General features: G+C 54.4%; 17 protein-coding genes. 12 read left to right on the top strand and 5 right to left on the bottom strand.

Features of this window, described 5'->3' with window-relative positions; all coding sequences use genetic code 11:
* The first annotated feature begins 6 nt into the window (after positions 1-6).
* The gene (locus GKR98_09850) at positions 7-1206 is read left to right on the top strand and encodes an aminotransferase class V-fold PLP-dependent enzyme (protein ID QMU58469.1); all 1200 of its coding nucleotides are present in this window, start codon (positions 7-9) and stop codon (positions 1204-1206) included.
* A 264-nt stretch (positions 1207-1470) separates the two neighbouring features.
* Here GKR98_09850 and GKR98_09845 read toward each other — a convergent pair whose 3' ends face one another.
* From GKR98_09845 to GKR98_09835, 3 genes are all read right to left on the bottom strand, one after another.
* Entirely contained in the window at positions 1471-2580 is a 1110-nt protein-coding gene (locus GKR98_09845; protein QMU58468.1) for a pyridoxal phosphate-dependent aminotransferase, read from the bottom strand.
* A gap of 81 nt (positions 2581-2661) precedes the next feature.
* On the bottom strand, positions 2662-5823 hold the full coding sequence (locus GKR98_09840; protein QMU58467.1) for a valine--tRNA ligase: 3162 nt from the start codon (positions 5821-5823) through the stop codon (positions 2662-2664).
* Between the two features lie 158 nt (positions 5824-5981).
* Positions 5982-6416 (bottom strand): AsnC family transcriptional regulator, encoded by a 435-nt coding sequence (locus GKR98_09835; GenBank protein ID QMU58466.1) that lies wholly within the window; start codon positions 6414-6416, stop codon positions 5982-5984.
* Positions 6417-6529: 113 nt separating this feature from the next.
* Between GKR98_09835 and GKR98_09830 the strand changes: the two genes are divergently transcribed.
* Together GKR98_09830 and GKR98_09825 are read left to right on the top strand one after the other, a co-directional pair.
* Positions 6530-7663 carry a type III PLP-dependent enzyme gene (locus tag GKR98_09830; GenBank protein QMU58465.1) on the top strand — a complete coding sequence of 378 codons (1134 nt, stop codon included), beginning with the start codon at positions 6530-6532 and terminating at the stop codon, positions 7661-7663.
* Between the two features lie 113 nt (positions 7664-7776).
* A complete protein-coding gene (locus tag GKR98_09825) occupies positions 7777-8844 on the top strand; it encodes a DUF2235 domain-containing protein (protein QMU58464.1) in 1068 nt (355 codons plus the stop codon).
* A gap of 29 nt (positions 8845-8873) precedes the next feature.
* Here the strand turns inward: GKR98_09825 and metF are convergent, their stop codons facing one another.
* Positions 8874-9740: a methylenetetrahydrofolate reductase [NAD(P)H] gene (gene metF / locus GKR98_09820; protein ID QMU58463.1), complete on the bottom strand. Its 867-nt coding sequence runs from the start codon at positions 9738-9740 to the stop codon at positions 8874-8876.
* Between the two features lie 96 nt (positions 9741-9836).
* Here metF and GKR98_09815 point away from each other — a divergent pair, with 96 nt between their 5' ends.
* From GKR98_09815 to gndA, 3 genes are read left to right on the top strand one after another with little or no spacing between them, the layout of a single operon-like run.
* Entirely contained in the window at positions 9837-10745 is a 909-nt protein-coding gene (locus GKR98_09815; protein ID QMU58462.1) for a LysR family transcriptional regulator, read from the top strand.
* Between the two features lie 40 nt (positions 10746-10785).
* Positions 10786-11469 (top strand): TetR family transcriptional regulator, encoded by a 684-nt coding sequence (locus tag GKR98_09810; protein QMU58461.1) that lies wholly within the window; start codon positions 10786-10788, stop codon positions 11467-11469.
* 57 nt (positions 11470-11526) lie between these two features.
* Positions 11527-12921: an NADP-dependent phosphogluconate dehydrogenase gene (gene gndA, locus GKR98_09805; protein ID QMU58460.1), complete on the top strand. Its 1395-nt coding sequence runs from the start codon at positions 11527-11529 to the stop codon at positions 12919-12921.
* Positions 12922-12942: 21 nt separating this feature from the next.
* On the opposite strand, the gene GKR98_09800 is transcribed toward gndA, so the two are convergent.
* The gene (locus tag GKR98_09800; protein QMU58459.1) at positions 12943-13224 is read right to left on the bottom strand and encodes a hypothetical protein; all 282 of its coding nucleotides are present in this window, start codon (positions 13222-13224) and stop codon (positions 12943-12945) included.
* A gap of 266 nt (positions 13225-13490) precedes the next feature.
* On the opposite strand from GKR98_09800, the gene GKR98_09795 reads away from it, so the two are divergent.
* From GKR98_09795 to GKR98_09770, 6 genes are all read left to right on the top strand, one after another.
* Positions 13491-14279 (top strand): inositol monophosphatase, encoded by a 789-nt coding sequence (locus GKR98_09795; GenBank protein QMU58458.1) that lies wholly within the window; start codon positions 13491-13493, stop codon positions 14277-14279.
* 45 nt (positions 14280-14324) lie between these two features.
* Positions 14325-14492 (top strand): hypothetical protein, encoded by a 168-nt coding sequence (locus GKR98_09790; protein QMU58457.1) that lies wholly within the window; start codon positions 14325-14327, stop codon positions 14490-14492.
* 109 nt (positions 14493-14601) lie between these two features.
* Positions 14602-15045 carry a (R)-hydratase gene (locus tag GKR98_09785; protein QMU58456.1) on the top strand — a complete coding sequence of 148 codons (444 nt, stop codon included), beginning with the start codon at positions 14602-14604 and terminating at the stop codon, positions 15043-15045.
* 39 nt (positions 15046-15084) lie between these two features.
* Positions 15085-16026, top strand: a complete 942-nt coding sequence (locus GKR98_09780) for a bifunctional riboflavin kinase/FAD synthetase (protein QMU58455.1) — start codon at positions 15085-15087, stop codon at positions 16024-16026.
* A 37-nt stretch (positions 16027-16063) separates the two neighbouring features.
* Entirely contained in the window at positions 16064-16531 is a 468-nt protein-coding gene (locus GKR98_09775) for a YcgN family cysteine cluster protein (protein ID QMU60051.1), read from the top strand.
* The gene (locus tag GKR98_09770; protein ID QMU58454.1) at positions 16531-17580 is read left to right on the top strand and encodes a low specificity L-threonine aldolase; all 1050 of its coding nucleotides are present in this window, start codon (positions 16531-16533) and stop codon (positions 17578-17580) included. Before GKR98_09775 ends, GKR98_09770 begins: the two co-directional genes overlap by 1 nt.
* The last annotated feature ends 4 nt before the right edge of the window (positions 17581-17584 follow it).

Here is a 17584-nt window from a genome sequence, read left to right as displayed (position 1 = left end):
GAAAATTTGACGCTTTCGAATGGACGGGAATATTTAGCGATTCCGGGACCTTCTGTGATCCCCGACCGTGTTTTGCGGGCGATGCATCGAGGGTCTCCCAATATTTACGAGGGTGAGCTGGTGGAAATGGTGCCGGGCATCCTGCGCGACCTGAAGTCTGTGGCGCGCACCCGGAACAATGTCGCGATTTATATCACCAATGGTCACGGCACCTGGGAAGCAGCACTGACAAATATAGTCTCAAGGGGCGATAAAGTCTTGATTCCCGCGACCGGAAATTTCGCTCTTGAGTGGGCAGAGATCTGCCGCGGATTGGGCTTGAATGTAGAACTCATGGACTTTGGCAAGCGCGCCGCGATTGATCCCGAAGCTGTCGGCGAAAGTTTGGCGCAGGATCAAGACGGCCTGATCAAAGCAGTTCTGGCAGTGCACGTGGACACTGCAACCAGTATTCGAAGCGATATCAAAGCCCTGAGCGACGCCATGTCTAAAACCGGACATCCCGCATTGTTGGTAGCCGACTGTGTTGCATCGCTGGGATGCGATGTGTTCGAAATGGATGCTTGGGGCGTTGATGTAATGATAACGGCGTCCCAAAAGGGGTTGATGACGCCGCCCGGTGTCGGTTTTGTCTTCTTCAATGAAAAGGCCGACAAGGCCCGTGACATCGCGGATTGCGTGACACCTTATTGGGACTGGCGACCGCGCACAGCGCCTGACATTTTCTATCAATATTTCTGTGGAACTGCGCCAACGGTGCATCTTTTTGGGTTGAGGGTCGCGCTGGACATGATCGCGCAGGAAGGCCTGGAAAACGTATGGGCGCGCCACCACACGTTGGCACAGGCAATCTGGGCGGCGTTTGAACACTGGGGACAAGGTGGTTCTTTGGAGCTGAATGTCGCAAATGCCAGCTTGCGATCACATGCGGTCACCAGCATTCGGGCGGGCTCCAACAAAGCCACAGGGCTTCGGCAATGGTGCCAGACAAAGGCAGGTTTAACGTTGGGCATCGGACTTGGAATGGCACCGCCAAATTCGCGAGAATGGCACCATTTTTTCCGCCTGGGTCACATGGGGCACGTGAACGCACAAATGATCCTGGGTGCACTCGCGACCATCGAATCGGGAATGAAGGCTGTTGGTATTGAACATGCTTCCGGCGGTATAGAAGCCGCAGCAAAGTCGATTGCTGAAAATGCCTAGTTTACGTCTGGGTTTTGGCTTTGGCGCTTGGGGATCAGTCGATTTGCAATTGCGCTAATGATACTAGCAACAATAAAGCCCCAGATTGCCCAGATGATACAAAGCACCATGAAGATCACGACTCCGAACGAGACCAAAAAAGGCGTCGTATAATTTTCGACGGTTCCAGAATGTTGTTGGCGATCTGAGTTCATAGCGCCAGTTTAACCTAGAAATCGAATTTTTGGAGCCGCTTTGGCATCAACTTGCTGAGACCGGCAATTCTTAGCCGTCTCGCACCGATTTAAGAGCTTTTGGAAGGGCCGCTTCGAACAGGTCAAGATCAGCGTCCTTGCCACAGCTAATGCGAATACAGCGATTGCCCGGATGAGCGAAGGGCATGCGTACAAAAATTCCATCATCTACCAAGGCGGCCAACGCCGCCTTTGCAAAAGCGGCGTCCCGTCCACAATCAATGGTGACAAAATTCGTTGCCGAGGGCAGGGTCATCAGACCATTGTCGCGCGCGATGTCCGCAATCCGTGAGCGCGCCCGGTTAACCATTTCTTTGACCTCAGCGAGATATGTCTGATCCTCCAAAGCCGCCAAGGCACCAACTTGGGCGGAACGGTTCATTCCAAAGTGGTTGCGCACTTTCTCAAACGCGCGGATCACATCGCGATGCCCAATAGCATAGCCGACACGGGCGCCGGCCATTCCATAGGCCTTGGAAAATGTACGCATGCGAATGACCTTTGGGTTCGACGTATCGATTGTCGGCGCGGTCCCCTCGGGCGCAAACTCGATGTAGGCTTCGTCGAGTATTAACAAAGTGTTACCGGGCAGGTCGGCGATCATGGTATTTATGGTCGCTGCGTCGTGGTGACTTCCCATCGGGTTGTCGGGGTTTGCGATGTAGATCATCTTGGCGTCGACTTCGCGCGCCTTATTCAAAAGCAATGCGGGGTCTTCCTTGTCGTCGACAAAGGGAACAGCGTGAATTTTTCCGCCATAGCCTACAACGTGGTAGTTGAACGTCGGATAGGCGCCATCGGATGTGACAACGGCGTCGCCCTGATCGACAAACAGGCGAACCGCGTAGCCCAGTAGCGTATCGACGCCTTCGCCGACAACGACTTCATCGGGTTTGATGCCACAATGGGCGGCAAGGGCTTGGCGAAGATCATAACTTTCAGGATCGGCATACTTCCAGATATCCGCGGCGGACGTTTTCATTGCGGCGATTGCATTTGGTGAAGGTCCAAACACGTTTTCATTCGCACCAATGCGTGCGCGAAAAGCCTTGTTCATCTGACGTTCTGCCGCCTCGGGGCCCACGAAGGGCACTGTTGCGGGCAAGCCTTCAGCCAGAGGTGTCAGGCGTGGCTTTGTCATCTTGTTTCCCCTCCTACGGAGGCGATCCGCCGGGGGCGCTGCCCCCGGACCCCCGGAGTATTTTTGATCAGAAGAAGAGGATCAGTCCACTTCTGCAAGTCGGTCGAGCGCGGTCTTAAGTCGGGCTTCTTCTTGTACCCGGGCGGCGAGATTTTCGCGGGTTTCGGTGATGACGTCTTCCGGCGCGCTTGCCACGAAATTCGGATTGTTCAACCGGCCGCGCAGACCGCCGAGTTCTTTGGCGAGTTTCTGTAAGCTTTTGTCGAGGCGCGCTTTTTCCGCCGTGACGTCGATGAGGCCAGCCAGTGGCAGGGCGAATGTGCCGCCATCGACTGCGATAGTTGCTGCACCCTTCGGGGTAGTTTCTGCGGCCGTCAGCCCCTCGATTCCGGCTTCGCGGTCGCGCAGAATGATGACTTCATTTCGTGCCCATGCAGCCTTTCCAGCGTCGTCACACGCCAGTTGCAAAAGAGGCGCCTTCAGCGATTTCGGCACGTTCATTTCGCCCCGGATGCGGCGCACCTTTTCGATCAGATCGCGGACCCAGCGCATTTCAGTCACGGCGGCATCGTCAACCAACTCGGCATCATATGTGGGCCAATCGGCATGGATCAGCATCTTGTCGCGGGTCGCGGACAGGCCCCAAAGTTCTTCGGTCACAAATGGCATGATGGGGTGCAAAAGGATCAGCAACTGATCCAGTGCCCAGGCCATGACCCCCCGAGTTTCCTCGGCGGCTTCGGTATCGAACAGCGGTTTCGAGAACTCAAGATACCAGTCGCAATAGGTGTAGGTGAACGCATAAAGCGTGTTGGCGGCGTCGTTAAAGCGGAACGCATTCAGCGCCTCGTCAACCGCCTCGCGGGTCTTGGCAACTTCGCCGACGATCCACTTGTTGGCGGTGGCATTCAACGGCTGACCGGGCTGCCATCGGGCATGGCCAAAGACACCATTCATTTCGGCAAAACGTGAGGCATTCCAAAGCTTTGTACCAAAATTGCGATAACCCTGGATGCGTTGGGTCGACAGCTTCAGATCCCGCCCCATAGCGGCCATCGACGTCAGAGTGAAGCGCACGGCATCAGCGCCGAACTCGTCAATCAGCTCCAGCGGATCCAATACATTGCCGAGGGACTTTGACATCTTCTTGCCCTTCTCGTCGCGGACTAGGGCGTGGACATAGACTGTGTCAAAGGGGCGGTCGTTTACGGTGGCGTATTGCATCATCATCATGCGGGCGACCCAGAAAAAGATGATGTCAAAGCCGGTGATGAGGACGGAGGTGGGGAAGTACTTTTGGAGTTCCTCGGTGTCTTCGGGCCAGCCGAGGGTGCCGATGGGCCAGAGGCCGGAGGAGAACCATGTGTCGAGGACATCGGGATCTCGGTAGATCGGGTAAATGTGTGTGGTTTCTTTTCCCTTGGCGACCGCGTCCGCTCTATCGGCTATTGCTTCGATCGCAGCCTCCTTGTCTGCGACGAGGACGTACTCCATACCCGCCAAAACTTCTTTGTGCGCGATGCTTTTTTCGAGCACGAGATCTACGATATACCTAAGAACGGCATCATTGGGTCTGAAGCGCTCACCAATAATCTTTGATCCGAAAGTGTCGAAGTCTGTAACGGACTGTGGACAGAATGCCTTATCGAAATTTAGCGTGTCAGCGGCGTAAGGGTTAGCAAACGCCTTAAGTGTTTCTGGATTGTCCAGGTTCGGCCCATACCAAACCGGGATCTGATGTCCCCACCAGAGTTGGCGCGAGATGCACCAGGGTTCGATGTTTTCCAGCCAGTTGAAGTAGACCTTCTTGTGCTGCTCGGGCAGGATCTCGGTTGTGCCGTTGCGAACCGCTTCCAGCGCGGGGCCGACGATTTTCGCTGTATCTACAAACCATTGGTCAGTCAGCATCGGCTCGATCACAACTTTCGAGCGGTCGCCGAACGGCTGCATGATCTTCTTGCTTTCAACCATCGGGACAAGAGCGTCGGCACCTTCAGCATCGGCTTTCAACGCAGTCTTCCCAAGCACGGAGTTGTCGGCGCGGGTCATGACAGCAAGGCCCTCAGAGGTGATCTGTTCAATCACCTTCTCGCGCGCTTCGAACCGGTCCAGCCCGCGCAATTCGTCGGGAACTAGGTTAACGGTGTCGGCCTCAGCCTCGGTCAACGTTTTCTCGCCCTTGGCAACACTCATCGCCGTCGCGGCCATCTCGGCATAAGGCGCGCCATTGTCGCGCATGGACCCTTTGGTATCCATCAACCGATACATTGGGATGCCGCCCCGCTTGGCGACCTGATAGTCATTGAAGTCATGCGCGCCGGTGATCTTCACCGCGCCCGAGCCGAAATCGGGGTCCGGATACTCATCCGTTACGATCGGAACTAGACGCCGATGTTCCTTCGGGCCAACCGGAATTTCACACAGCTTTCCAACGATTGAGGCATAACGCTCATCCGACGGATGCACCGCGACCGCGCCATCGCCCAGCATGGTCTCGGGGCGCGTGGTGGCGATAGAAATGTAATCGCGGGTCTCGCTTAGGGTGACGTTTCCGTCCTCGTCCTTCTCGACATATTCGTAAGTCGCACCGCCCGCCAGCGGGTATTTGAAGTGCCACATGTGGCCGTCGACATCAATGTTTTCGACCTCGAGATCCGATATGGCGGTTTCAAAATGCGGATCCCAATTGACCAATCGTTTGCCGCGATAGATCAACCCGTCCTCATACATCTTAACAAAGACTTTGATGACGGCGTCGTGGAAATTCCCCTCTTCGCCTTCGGGCGCATCAGGCGCACCAGACATGGTAAAAGCGTTGCGGGACCAATCGCAGGACGACCCAAGCCGCTTTAATTGTTCAATAATCGTGCCGCCGGATTGCTGCTTCCATTCCCAAACTTTCGCGGTGAAGGCTTCACGCCCCATTTCGCGGCGGGAGGGTTGTTGGGCCTCGGCCAGATTGCGCTCCACAACCATCTGGGTCGCGATCCCTGCGTGGTCTTGCCCCGGCTGCCACAGCGTGTCGTGGCCGCGCATCCGGTGCCAACGGATCAGGATGTCCTGTAGCGTGTTATTGAAGGCATGGCCCATGTGCAGAACACCGGTCACGTTCGGCGGTGGGATCATGATCGAAAAGGTCTCGGCCCCCTCGGCGGCATTGGCACCTGCCTTGAAAGCCCCGGCCTTTTCCCAGGCCTCGTAAATCCGCGCTTCTGCGTCACTTGCGTTGAAAGTCTTGTCCATCAATCCATGCCTTTTCGGGTCGCGTCCCATTTAGCTGCCTTCGCCGCAAAGGAAAAGCGCCGGTTTGCTGTTCTTTCTGGGGAAAATACTCCGGGGAGGTCTGGAGGGGCTGGCCCCTCCAGCGGGTCGCTGCGCCAAAGGAGCAGCGAAACTGAGTATCAGCGTACTCGCCGATCTATTCTCGTTGACAGATGGATTAACGATTCAGAAGATCTAACACCGGCCACTTCGCCAATCGCATCAAGGGCCTTGTCCAGTGCATCTGTCGTGGATGCTGATAGCGAAACCACCAGATCAAACCGGCCGCTCGCCGTATGGGCTGATCGAACTTCGGGCAACCTTTTCAGTTTGGATAATACCGCTGGTAGGGTCATAGGCTCAATCTGCAACAGGGCTGTGGCACGAATGCGTCCGGCGCGGGCGGCTTCGCCAAGTCGCACTGTATAGCCGGCAATGAATTTCTGCCGTTCCAGGCGATCAAGGCGTGTCTGAACTGTCGAGCGTGCAAGGCTCAGCTTACTTGCCAAAGTGGCAACCGGCGTTCGTGCATCTTCGCCGAGAAGTTTCAGGATTTCTTCGTCAATTTCGTCCATTTGTGGCGTTTCCTCGGCGATTTGTATGAAATTGCACCAATAATAGACGAATTGATACTCGATTTCGGCGGCAAGAGGGGAGATTTTTGTGCAAGCGAAATAGGAAAACGTTCATGTCATTGGTCTCAGCGCTCTATCGTGCCCCGAAAACCCACTTGTTAACGCAATCACCGGATCACCCGGTTCTCTATTTTGCGCCCTCAATTTTGCAGGCCACAGCCCGGAGATTTCAAAAAGAGTTTCCCGGTCTGGTAACTTACGCTGTTAAGGCAAATGATGCAGAAGAGGTGCTCGAGAACCTGATGGCGGCCGGGCTCGACAGTTTTGATGTGGCTTCGCCGTTCGAGATGAAACTGGTGCGCCGGCTGATGCCGAGCGCGAACTTGCACTACAATAATCCAATTAGATCTGCCGCCGAAATATCCACGGCAGTAGAACTGGGCGTCGCGTCTTTTTCGATCGACTCGCTGTTTGAATTGAAAAAACTGGAAGCTGGTGGAATTCCATTGGGGACTGAAATTTCCGTTCGAATCCGCTTGCCGATCTCCGGGGCGGCTTATGATTTTGGCGCAAAGTTCGGCGCTGACCCAGACACGGCCGTTGCCCTGCTGAAGTCGGTGGTTGCCATCGGTTATGCGCCATCGATGACGTTTCATCCTGGCACCCAATGTGCTGATCCTTCAGCCTGGCGGGCTTACATCAAGATGTGTGCTGATATCGCACAAAAAGCTGGTGTTACCCTGCGACGACTGAATGTTGGAGGTGGATTTGCAGCACACCGAACCGGACCAGCCCCAGATCTTGGTGCCATATTCAAAGGCATCCAGGCAGCAGTTGTTCAAGCATTCGGTCAGGAAATGCCTGCGCTTGTTTGCGAACCTGGGCGGGCAATGGTGGCCGATGCCTTCAGTCTGGCTGCGCGAGTAAAAGGTATTCGTGACGATGGTGACACATTCTTGAATGACGGGATCTACGGTGGCCTGGCTGAGGCTCCGGTTTTGGGCAATGTGGATCGCTTCGAAATTGTCTCGACAATGCCACGAATTGGCGCGTGCACCGCGCGTATGGTATACGGTCCAACCTGTGATAGTCTGGACCGGCTTCCCGACACACTGTCCTTGCCGGATGATCTGGAAGAAGGCGATTGGGTTTTGTTTCACGGTTTGGGCGCCTATTCGACGGCAACCGTCACTCGGTTTAATGGGTATGGTGCCATCGAAGTCGTCACGGTAGACCGGCTGGCGTAAAAGACCACAGCCCTTTCTCGCAACAAAAATCACGCCGAATTTCATGGAAAGACTCTGCTGTCGGCCTTACCTCTTGGGTATGAAGCAATCTGGCATGAATACGCGGGACTTCAATGGCTCTGCGTGACCGAATACGTGGTCTTTGGGGGCTGTTTCGGCGAACCGAACGAGAAACCGTTCGTCGATCTCGCGGGCAAGTCAATCATGTGATCTTGCTCGATGGTATGATGTCAGAGCTCGAGACGGGTTTCGAAACCAATGTTGGGTTGATTTACAAAGCGTTGGATTCAGTCGCAGAAGAGCGGGACACATCAATCTATTACGAAGCGGGCGTTCAGTGGACAGACTGGAGCGCCACACTGGATGTGATTGAGGGACGGGGCATTAACCGACAAATCAGAAGGGCCTACGGATGGCTTGCAAGCCACTATCGTCCTGGCGACCAAATTTTCTTAATCGGCTATTCGCGGGGCGCCTATGCCGTGCGATCCTTGGGCGGGGTGATAGACCGCATCGGGCTTTTGAAACGCGAACAGGCCAGTGAGCGCATGATCCGCGAGGTTTACCGGCACTATCAATACGATACCGACCCCGCGACATGTGCTGCGTTCAGGCAGGCACATTGCCATGACAAAACGCCAATCGAAGCTGTGGCCGTCTTTGACACGGTGAAAGCGCTAGGCTTTCGTGCCCCGTTTGTTTGGAAATGGGAAGATGTAAAACATGCCTTCCACAATCATCGTCTGGGCCCTTCCATCTTGAATGGGTATCATGCGCTGGCTTTGGATGAGACTCGCGCGGCGTTTAAGCCGGTGCTCTGGAACACGACCGACAGGTCCGAAGGCGAAGTTCACCAAGTTTGGTTTCGAGGCGGGCACGGAGATATTGGTGGGCAGTTGGGTGGCTACCATCCAGCGCGCCATCTCTCAAATATTCCTTTGGTCTGGATGCTGGACCAGCTTGAAACCTGTGGGTTGCCGCTTCCAGATAATTGGCGCTCAGAAATCCAAACTGACCCCGATGCAAAGGCTGTAGGGACTTGGCGTGGATGGTCGAAATACTTTTTGGCACGAAAACCCAGGAGCATTTTGCTCGATCCCAGCGAACGCATTCATGCCACGGCGGTTGGTCGAACACCGCGCGCGAATGAGTTGGATACAGAAATCATCGCAGACAACTGATTATTTGCCGCCCAAGCATTTCTTGCCGTTCAGGCGACTTTCTCCAGCGCAATTTTCGGTGCCAACCCTAATGCGTGAACCACGTCCCGTGTAAGGGTCGGTTTATTCAAAGTGTAAAAGTGAAGATGGTTTACGCCATCGTCCAAAAGATCGGTGCAAAGCTCGGTGCAAACCGCTGTCGCCAGCAAGTCGGTGCGACCGTCGCGTTCTGCTGTTTCGAACATTTGAACTGTTTCAGTCGGTATTTTTGCGCCACAGCGCTTGGCGAATTTTTGCACACCCTGCCAATTTTCAATCGGCAGAATACCAGGGATAATCGGCGCAAAAATTCCAGCATCTGCACAGCGATCTCGGAACCGTTGATAAGTTTCAATGTCGAAAAAGAACTGGGTAATTGCTCCGGACGCGCCCGCATCGATTTTGCGTTTCAGCCATTCTACGTCGGCATTGTCGTCCTGTGCTTCTGGATGGCGGTCGGGATAAGCACCGACGATGATGTCGAAGTTGCCGCTATCTGTCAAAGCGGACACCAGTTCTGTCGTGTCGCTAAATCCGTCTGGATGTGGCCGGAATTGTCCTTGTCCCTTTGGTGGGTCGCCCCGTAATGCAACAATACGTTTGACGCCAACCGCTGCGTAGCTTTCCGCAATTTCCAAAGTTTCCTTTTTCGATGCGTCAACGCATGTCAAATGTGCCGCAACGTCCAGTCCTGCTTGTTGGTGCAACGCACATACTGCTTCATGGGTTAGTTTTCGCGTAGTTCCACCAGCACCGTAGGTGACGGATACAAATGATGGATCCAGATACGACAACGCCTGGACAGTGTCCCAAAGCCGAAACGACGCCTCCAATGATTGTGGCGGAAAGAACTCGAAAGAAATGCTTGGCGCGGACATGTGCGATGGTCTCCGTTGTTTCGCTGCTTGTGTCACATCGCCGATTGTGAGACAAATTCATAATATTCACTTACATTATGAGTTGCGCTCACAATTATGCATATCGAATTCCGCCATCTGCGAACCATTCGGGCAATTCACAAGGCTGGTGGCTTGGCACGAGCTGCCGATGTCCTGAACATTACGCAGTCAGCACTAAGCCATCAGGTAAAGGGTCTGGAGGATCAGGCGGGTGTCGAACTGTTCTTACGCCGCTCAAAACCGCTGAAGCTATCATCCGCCGGGCAGCGCTTGTTGAGACTGGCTGAAAAGGTACTGCCCGAGATCGAGCTACTGGAAGAAGATTTCCGTAATCTCAGGTCTGGAAAATCTGGTCGCCTGCATATCGCAATCGAATGTCATGCCTGTTTCGAATGGCTGTTTCCGGTGCTGGAAGAGTTTCGAAAGGCCTGGCCCGAAGTCGATGTCGATATCCGTCCCGGTCTGGCCTTTGATGCGCTACCGGCACTTTTGCGTGAAGAAGTTGACCTCGTGGTTTCGTCGGACCCGGAAGACCTTGTGGGGGTCAATTTCAAACCGTTGTTCGATTACGAACCGGTATTTGTCGCATCAGCCCAGCATCCTTTGGCGCAGAATGAGTTTGTTGTCGCTGAAGATTTTCGCGACGAACTGTTAATCACTTACCCTGTTGATCGCTCTAGATTGGACGTCTTTACTGAATTACTGACTCCGGCCAAGGTCGAGCCGCGAGCAGTTCGGCAAGTTGAATTGACAGCGGTAATTTTATTGCTGGTTGCGTCCAATCGAGGCGTCGCAGTTCTGCCTGATTGGGTTGTCCGCGAGGTGCGGTACCATTCGGACTATGTCACGCGAAAAGTCGGGCGCGATGGGGTCACAAAAAGACTGTTTGCGGCAACGCGTGACGATGACACGACCAAAGCGTTTATGGCTCATCTGCTGAAACTTGCTCGCAAAATCCCGGTTCAGATGCAGCGCGATAAATAGGATTTAACTTGGTTTCCAATCAGGAAACCGTCTGTTTCCAATGGCTTGCTACCTTTACGCGAAAGAGGCATCCGCTTACCTTTGGTCCATAGTTTCGGGGTGGGTGCGGTCTATGGTTCAGAAGACATCGGATAAATCCAATGAAATACTGGATGCTGCGCGGGCGATTGTTCGAAAAGATGGACCCGACCGGCTGACATTTGACGCCGTGGCCGAGAGTGTCGGAATTTCCAAACAGGCCGTCATCTACTGGTTTCCGAACAAGGCACGGTTGGTCGAGGCATTGGTCCGACCGGCACTGGAAGCCGAAGCTGCGGCCGGAAAAGCAGCGCTGACGCGCAATATTGGCGCTGACACAGCAATTCGCCGTTTGATTGAAGCCTTGGCCGTATTTCACACCTCTGACTTGGATCGATTTCGATTGATGTATGTTACTCCGCAGATCGGTCAGCGTGTCAGCCGTCGCGGAGCGATGTTGAGCACACTTGGCCGAATTCACCCGGCGACAACAGAAATGTATGACGCGCTGGCAGAAAAACTGGTCGCCGGTGGGCGCTACAATCGGGTTATGGATGCTCGACGCGCTGCGGCTGCTGTGCACACTTCGTTGCTGGGCTTATTGTTGCGGATGGCGATGGCGGACACGTTGAACGCTCCATTGCGTCATCGTGATGATGCTTTGATCGAAGCCCTCCTGGAAGTCATTGCACCCCAAGCAGCCTGATTGCTCTTGCACCCAGATGACCAACCCGTAGCTTGGCGGAAAGGTCTGGAGGGAAAAATGGCAAGAATCGGCGTGACCGGAATGGGAACCATGGGCGCGGCGATTGCGCTAAACATGGCCGAAAAAGGGTTTGATGTTGCGGTTCACAACCGAACAGCGTCGGTCATGCATGGTGTCGTCGCCAGTGCGGGTCCTCTTGCCGAAAGACTTACCCCAGCTGATGATCTTGAAGAATTTGTTGCCGCACTAGATGCTCCGAGGACAGTGCTAATAATGGTTCCTGCTGGCGCGGCCGTGGATGGCGTCATCGCAGCGTTGGAGCCACTTCTTGATCCTGGTGACCTTATTATCGACGCCGGAAACGCGGACTTCAACGAAACTCGCCGCCGTACTGCCGACCTCGAACGCAATGGGTTTAATTTCCTCGGCATAGGGGTTTCCGGGGGCGAAGAAGGTGCGCGTCATGGACCATCGATCATGGTCGGTGGTTCAAAGGATTCCTATGCGCTTGTGGCAGATATCGTTGCTGCGATTTCGGCCAAGTTTCAGGGCGATGCCTGTGCCGATTGGTTGGGGCCTGACGGAGCCGGTCATTTCGTAAAAACGGTTCATAACGGCATTGAGTATGCCGACATGCAATTGATTGCCGAAAGCTATGGTTTGCTGCGCGCCTCTGGTCGCAGTGTTCAGGACATGTCAGCGCTTTTTGCACAATGGAATGCCGGCCGCTTGCAATCCTACCTTATTGAAATCACCGCAGAAGTTCTGGGAGCTATTGACGTTGATTCCGGGAAACCCTTGGTGGATGTCATCGTCGATCAGGCGGGCCAAAAAGGCACGGGCCGATGGACTGTCATCGAAGCTTTAAAGCTGGGTCAGTCGGCGTCGACCATTGAGGCTGCAGTCGGCGCACGATCTTGGTCAGCTCTTCGGGATACGCGCAAAGCTGCTGAAACGACCTTTCCACCCAATGATGCCTCTTCGGGAATCTCTGATGATGAACTAGAGGCTGCGCTATTAGCTGCGCGGATCATAACTTATGGGCAGGGCATAGCCCTGTTGTCCGAAGCATCGGAAGCCTTCGAATGGTCCTTGGACCTGGCGCGTGTGGCCGAAATCTGGAGGGCAGGCTGCATTATTCGTTCTGCCATGCTGGACGACATTTCAGCTTCAGTGCGCGCGGGTCTGCCACACGGTCAGATCATTTTGGCACCCGCTTTTGCTGAAGTCGTTCGGGCGACAATTCCGGCATTGCGCAAAGTCGTCGGGGCGGCAATTGCTGCCGAGCAGCCGGTTCCTGCCATGGCGGCGGCCTTATCCTACTTCGATTCCATCAGGCGCGCGCGCGGCACCACCGATCTGATCCAGGGGCAACGGGACTACTTTGGACGTCACGGATTCAAGCGATTGGATCGCGAAGGCGACGGGCACCACGGGCCATGGGCAGACTAGGCCCATGACCCATTTGGTTGTTTAACCACGCATGCGTTTTACGACCATGCCGACGACCACCTGAACCACAAGGCCAGCCACACCGCCACCGACTAGGCTTCCAGCCATGGCGCCAATGTCCATGCCGCCGGCCGCTGCTGCACCGGACCCCATGAGGCCGCCCAGCAATTGGCCGCCGCCTACACCGCCGACAGCACCTGCAATGAGATTGCCGATGTTGCCCATATCGCTGCCTTTGGCGACTTTGCCGCCGCCAATACTGCCTGCGGTACCGCCGATAAGTTGTGCTATTATCTGTTCCATAATGATTTTCCCTTCGTTTTCCCTGGCATTGATGCAGGATTCATAAAAAAGGATGCAGAGCTACGGCAGGGGAAAATCCCGGCACACGCGTCATTTTGCGCGCGGTGGTGTGCGTGAGCCACGGCAGATAACGGGAAATTACGGCGATAGTCTCTTGGTTTTCTTGAAAAAGAACGCGCAAACTGTGCCCCAACTTTGTGCCGACTTTCAGCTTGCCGGGAAATGGTTTCTTCCGTAAACGACCCTGTCACTAAAGGGGCCCGAGTATGCAAGGCAGCGCAAATCTTACCGTCATGACCGCCGCCGCGCGCAAGGCCGGACGTAGTCTTTTGAAAGATTTTCGCGAGATTGAGAATCTTCAGGTCTCCAGCAAAGGGCCCGGCGATTTTGTCAGTCGCGCGGATGTTGCAGCTGAAACCATCATCCGAGAAGATTTGATGCATGCCCGACCGAATTATGGCTGGCTGGGCGAGGAAAGCAGCCCGCAAGAAGGTAAAGATCCGACACGTCGCTGGATCGTTGATCCGCTGGACGGAACGACCAATTACCTTCACGGCTTGCCACATTTCGCCGTATCCATCGCGCTTGAACACAAGGGCGAAGTCGTATCCGCAGTCATCTATGATCCGTCAAAGGACGAATTGTTCTTTGCCGAAAAGGGACAGGGCGCGTGGCTGAATGAAAGCCGTCTTCGTGTATCCGGTCGCACTAAAATGATCGAAAGCATCTTTTCTACCGGATTGCCGTTTGCAGGGCGGAAAGAGCTGCCGGAATCCTTACAGGATTTGGCGCGTATATTGCCAGTGTCTGCAGGTGTGAGGCGGTTTGGTGCGGCATCGCTTGATTTGGCCTATGTGGCAGCTGGGCGGTACGATGGTTATTGGGAGCGGGGCCTGCACGCTTGGGATATTGCCGCTGGACTGCTGATCGTGCGAGAGGCAGGCGGATTGGTCGATGGAATGGACAGAGGCAGCGATCCTCTCGAAACAGGAAGCCTCATCTGCGCCGCCGAGCCGATTTTTGACAGTTTTTCGAAAGTAATTCGTGGCGCTTAACATTTGTGCCATTTTTTGGCCGCAATTCTTCTCGAATAGTGAAGAATGCTGCCAAACCCTGAAGACGAAGCTGGGGGGCTTCCAATCTGGACAATTGCTGTCCTGATTGTCTTTGTCCTATCGGTCATGATGTTCCGACCCCGCGACATTCAACATACGACGTTGGAAGATGGCCTTGGCCCTGTAGTTGCCACCCAAAGTCTGCCTATCTGACAAGATAATGCTGCTGTGCGGCATTTTTTGCTTGCTATTTCGCATCGGCAGGGTAATAAAATTACTCGAAGGCGCGACTTTATGTCATTAAATTGCGGAAGGGATTGGGATGTTGGATAACCAACCCCGTGGAACAATCGTTATTGAAGATTTGGAAGTGGGCATGATACGCACGCTGACCAAGGAGATTACGGATCTGGATATCGAGATGTTTGCACAGGTCTCCACCGATCGTAATCCCGTGCATTTGGACGATGACTACGCCCGCGATACAATATTCGAAGGCCGCATCGCTCATGGTATGCTGACGGCCGGTCTGGTGTCAGCAGTCATAGGAGAGCAACTGCCCGGTCACGGCACTGTCTATCTTGGTCAAAGCCTTAAATTTATGGCACCGGTTCGCCCGGGAGATATCGTGACTGCCGAAGTTGAAGTGCTGGAAATTGACTACGGGAAACGGCGCGTAAAGCTGGACACGCGGTGTTTGGTCAAAGGAAAGCCAGTGTTGAAGGGCGAGGCCACGGTCCTTGCTCCATCGGCAAAATTCGACTGAGGGTTGCGGGCCGCGCGCTTGAGCGCTACGGCAAGTCTCATGCGTATTCATCGCGACACGACCTATCTCGATCCAGACGATCGCGGCGCAACTGCCGCGATTGGCAATTTCGATGGTGTACACTTGGGACATCAAGCAATTCTGGAGCAGACTGCCCAAGCCGCCGACGCACCCTTGGGCGTAGTCACATTCGAGCCGCATCCTCGCGAATACTTCCAACCGGAAGGCCCGCCCTTTCGCTTAATGAGCGCCGAAGCCAAGGCCAACCGACTGGAGAAACTCGGCGTCGCGCATTTGTATGAACTCGGCTTTGGGGCATCGATTTCTGAACTGACGCCAGAGGAATTCGCGTCAAAGATCATTGTTGATCGATTGGGCCTGAAGCATGTCACTGTCGGGCGTGATTTTTGTTTCGGAAAGGGGCGCACTGGGGACACCCAGATACTTCAGGAACTTGGCGTAAGTAAGGGATTTAGCGTTACAATTGCCGAACTTGTCGAAACCGGCGGGATGGACATTTCGTCGACCCGGATTCGCGACGCACTTAGCGACGGACGACCTCAGGATGCTGCAGAAATGCTTGGCCATCTTCATCGAATAGAAGGCCAGGTAATTCGCGGTGAACAGCGCGGTCGCGACCTTGGGTACCCAACGGCCAATATGTCGATCGATGGGCTGCATCCGCCGAAGTTCGGGGTTTATGCCGTTGCAGTGAATGTTCTCACGGGTGCAAACGCGGGCTCCTACGACGGAGTTGCTTCTTTGGGTGTTGGGCCAATGTTTGGAGAAAACATCGCAAACCTAGAAACACATGTTTTCGATTTTCGCGGCGATCTTTACGGAGCGGATTTGTCAGTCGCGCTGGTTGAATATTTGAGACCTGAAGCAACATTCGAAAGTCTGGAAGCGCTGATCACTCAAATGGACGCAGACTCGGAAAGCGCTCGCCTGATACTGGCAAAAAGCGAGCAGCGCGCATGATCGGCGCCTACGCAAGCATGGCTGTCTGATGCCGACAGTGAAAGATCCGATTGACCGTGTGGGCCTCCGCGAGGATTTCTGGGAAAGAGTTCCGCTCAAGAACCTGACGTCGAAAGAATGGGAGGCACTATGCGATGGTTGTGGAAAGTGCTGCCTAAACAAACTTGAAGATCCGGAAACCAATGAAATCGCGTTCACACGCGTTGCCTGCAGGTTGCTGGATGGCGATTCATGTCGCTGTGCGCAATACGATATTCGCAAGCAATTTGTGCCTGATTGCGTTGTGCTTACGCCTCAAAATATCTCAAAGATCGCATATTGGATGCCCTCGACATGCGCCTATCGCTTAGTCTTCGAAGGCAAACCTTTGAATGACTGGCATCCCCTGGTTTCGGGCAATCCAGAATCGGTTCATGACGCGGGCATATCCGTCAAAGGTTGGACTGTGCCAGAGTTCGAAGTGCCCGAGGAAGATTGGGAAGATCACATCGTTGAGGATTTGTGATGTTTTTTGCATCTGACAATACAGGACCAGTACACCCGAAAGTTTTGGAGGCCATTGCCGCAGCCAATAAGGGATACACCTTGCCTTATGGTAATGATCCCATAACTCAAACCGCGCGGGACAACGTGCGCGAAGTCTTTGACGCGCCCGAGGCCGAAGTGTTCTTTGTCACCACTGGTGCAGCTGCAAACAGCTTGATCCTTGCCAGTTGGGCAAACCCCTGGAGTGCGATTTTTTGCGGCCGCTACGCTCATATACATGATGGCGAGGGCAACAGTCCTGAAGCTTTTTCTGACGGCGCAAAGCTGACATTGGTTGGCGCTGCCGAGGACAAGTTCACAGCGGCCGAGTTGGACACTTCAATGTCGGCATGGGATCCGGGTCATCTGAACAATGCCGAGCCGGGGCCAGTGTCCATAACCCAGGTGGCAGAGTGGGGGACTATTTACACGCTCGATGAAATTCGTGCGATCGCAGATGTCACCCACGGGCACGGTCAGAAACTTCATATGGACGGCGCAAGGTTTGCGAATGCTGTGGTCGCACTTGGGGTTTCAGCCGCGGAAATGAGTTGGAGGGCCGGCGTCGATGCCGTGACTTTTGGCGGCACTAAAAATGGCCTGATGGGCGTGGAAACTGCTGTTTTCTTCGATCCCGAAAAGTCCTGGGAGTTTCAAAGACGTCGTAAGCGCGCTGCTCACTTGCTTTCGAAATCAAGGTATTTGGCAGCACAGGTTAGTACTTATCTGGAAAACGATCTCTGGCTGGAACTTGCGACAAAGGCAAATTCGTCAGCCGCGAGACTATGCCAAGGCATCGCGGCGTTTTCTGACGCCACAATTGCTTTCCCTTGCCAGGCGAATTTAGTCTTTGCATGGATGCCACGGCGTGTTCATCGTGGGATGATCGATGCCGGCGTTCAGTATTATATTGAACGAGGGCAACTTCAGGGCGAAGATCCGGAAGAGTTGTTGTTGGCGCGGTTTGTGTGCGGCTGCACCACAAGCATCGAAGACGTCGATCAATTTCTCGATGTCCTAAACAATTAGGCGG

It is taken from the genome of Boseongicola sp. (genome assembly GCA_014075275.1).
Classification (GTDB): domain Bacteria; phylum Pseudomonadota; class Alphaproteobacteria; order Rhodobacterales; family Rhodobacteraceae.
The sequence above is the reverse complement of the archived record's forward strand: the minus strand, read 5'-3'. Positions and strand labels throughout refer to the sequence as shown.

Coding starts and splice junctions, on each gene's coding strand:
- GKR98_09830 (QMU58465.1), top strand. CDS start 6,530: ATGTCATTGGTCTCAGCGCTCTATCGTGCCCCGAAAACCCACTTGTTA.
- GKR98_09840 (QMU58467.1), bottom strand. CDS start 5,823: ATGGACAAGACTTTCAACGCAAGTGACGCAGAAGCGCGGATTTACGAG.
- gndA (QMU58460.1), top strand. CDS start 11,527: ATGGCAAGAATCGGCGTGACCGGAATGGGAACCATGGGCGCGGCGATT.
- GKR98_09785 (QMU58456.1), top strand. CDS start 14,602: ATGTTGGATAACCAACCCCGTGGAACAATCGTTATTGAAGATTTGGAA.
- GKR98_09780 (QMU58455.1), top strand. CDS start 15,085: ATGCGTATTCATCGCGACACGACCTATCTCGATCCAGACGATCGCGGC.
- GKR98_09800 (QMU58459.1), bottom strand. CDS start 13,224: ATGGAACAGATAATAGCACAACTTATCGGCGGTACCGCAGGCAGTATT.
- GKR98_09825 (QMU58464.1), top strand. CDS start 7,777: ATGGCTCTGCGTGACCGAATACGTGGTCTTTGGGGGCTGTTTCGGCGA.
- GKR98_09845 (QMU58468.1), bottom strand. CDS start 2,580: ATGACAAAGCCACGCCTGACACCTCTGGCTGAAGGCTTGCCCGCAACA.
- GKR98_09835 (QMU58466.1), bottom strand. CDS start 6,416: ATGGACGAAATTGACGAAGAAATCCTGAAACTTCTCGGCGAAGATGCA.
- metF (QMU58463.1), bottom strand. CDS start 9,740: ATGTCCGCGCCAAGCATTTCTTTCGAGTTCTTTCCGCCACAATCATTG.
- GKR98_09790 (QMU58457.1), top strand. CDS start 14,325: ATGCTGCCAAACCCTGAAGACGAAGCTGGGGGGCTTCCAATCTGGACA.
- GKR98_09795 (QMU58458.1), top strand. CDS start 13,491: ATGCAAGGCAGCGCAAATCTTACCGTCATGACCGCCGCCGCGCGCAAG.
- GKR98_09810 (QMU58461.1), top strand. CDS start 10,786: ATGGCTTGCTACCTTTACGCGAAAGAGGCATCCGCTTACCTTTGGTCC.
- GKR98_09815 (QMU58462.1), top strand. CDS start 9,837: ATGCATATCGAATTCCGCCATCTGCGAACCATTCGGGCAATTCACAAG.
- GKR98_09770 (QMU58454.1), top strand. CDS start 16,531: ATGTTTTTTGCATCTGACAATACAGGACCAGTACACCCGAAAGTTTTG.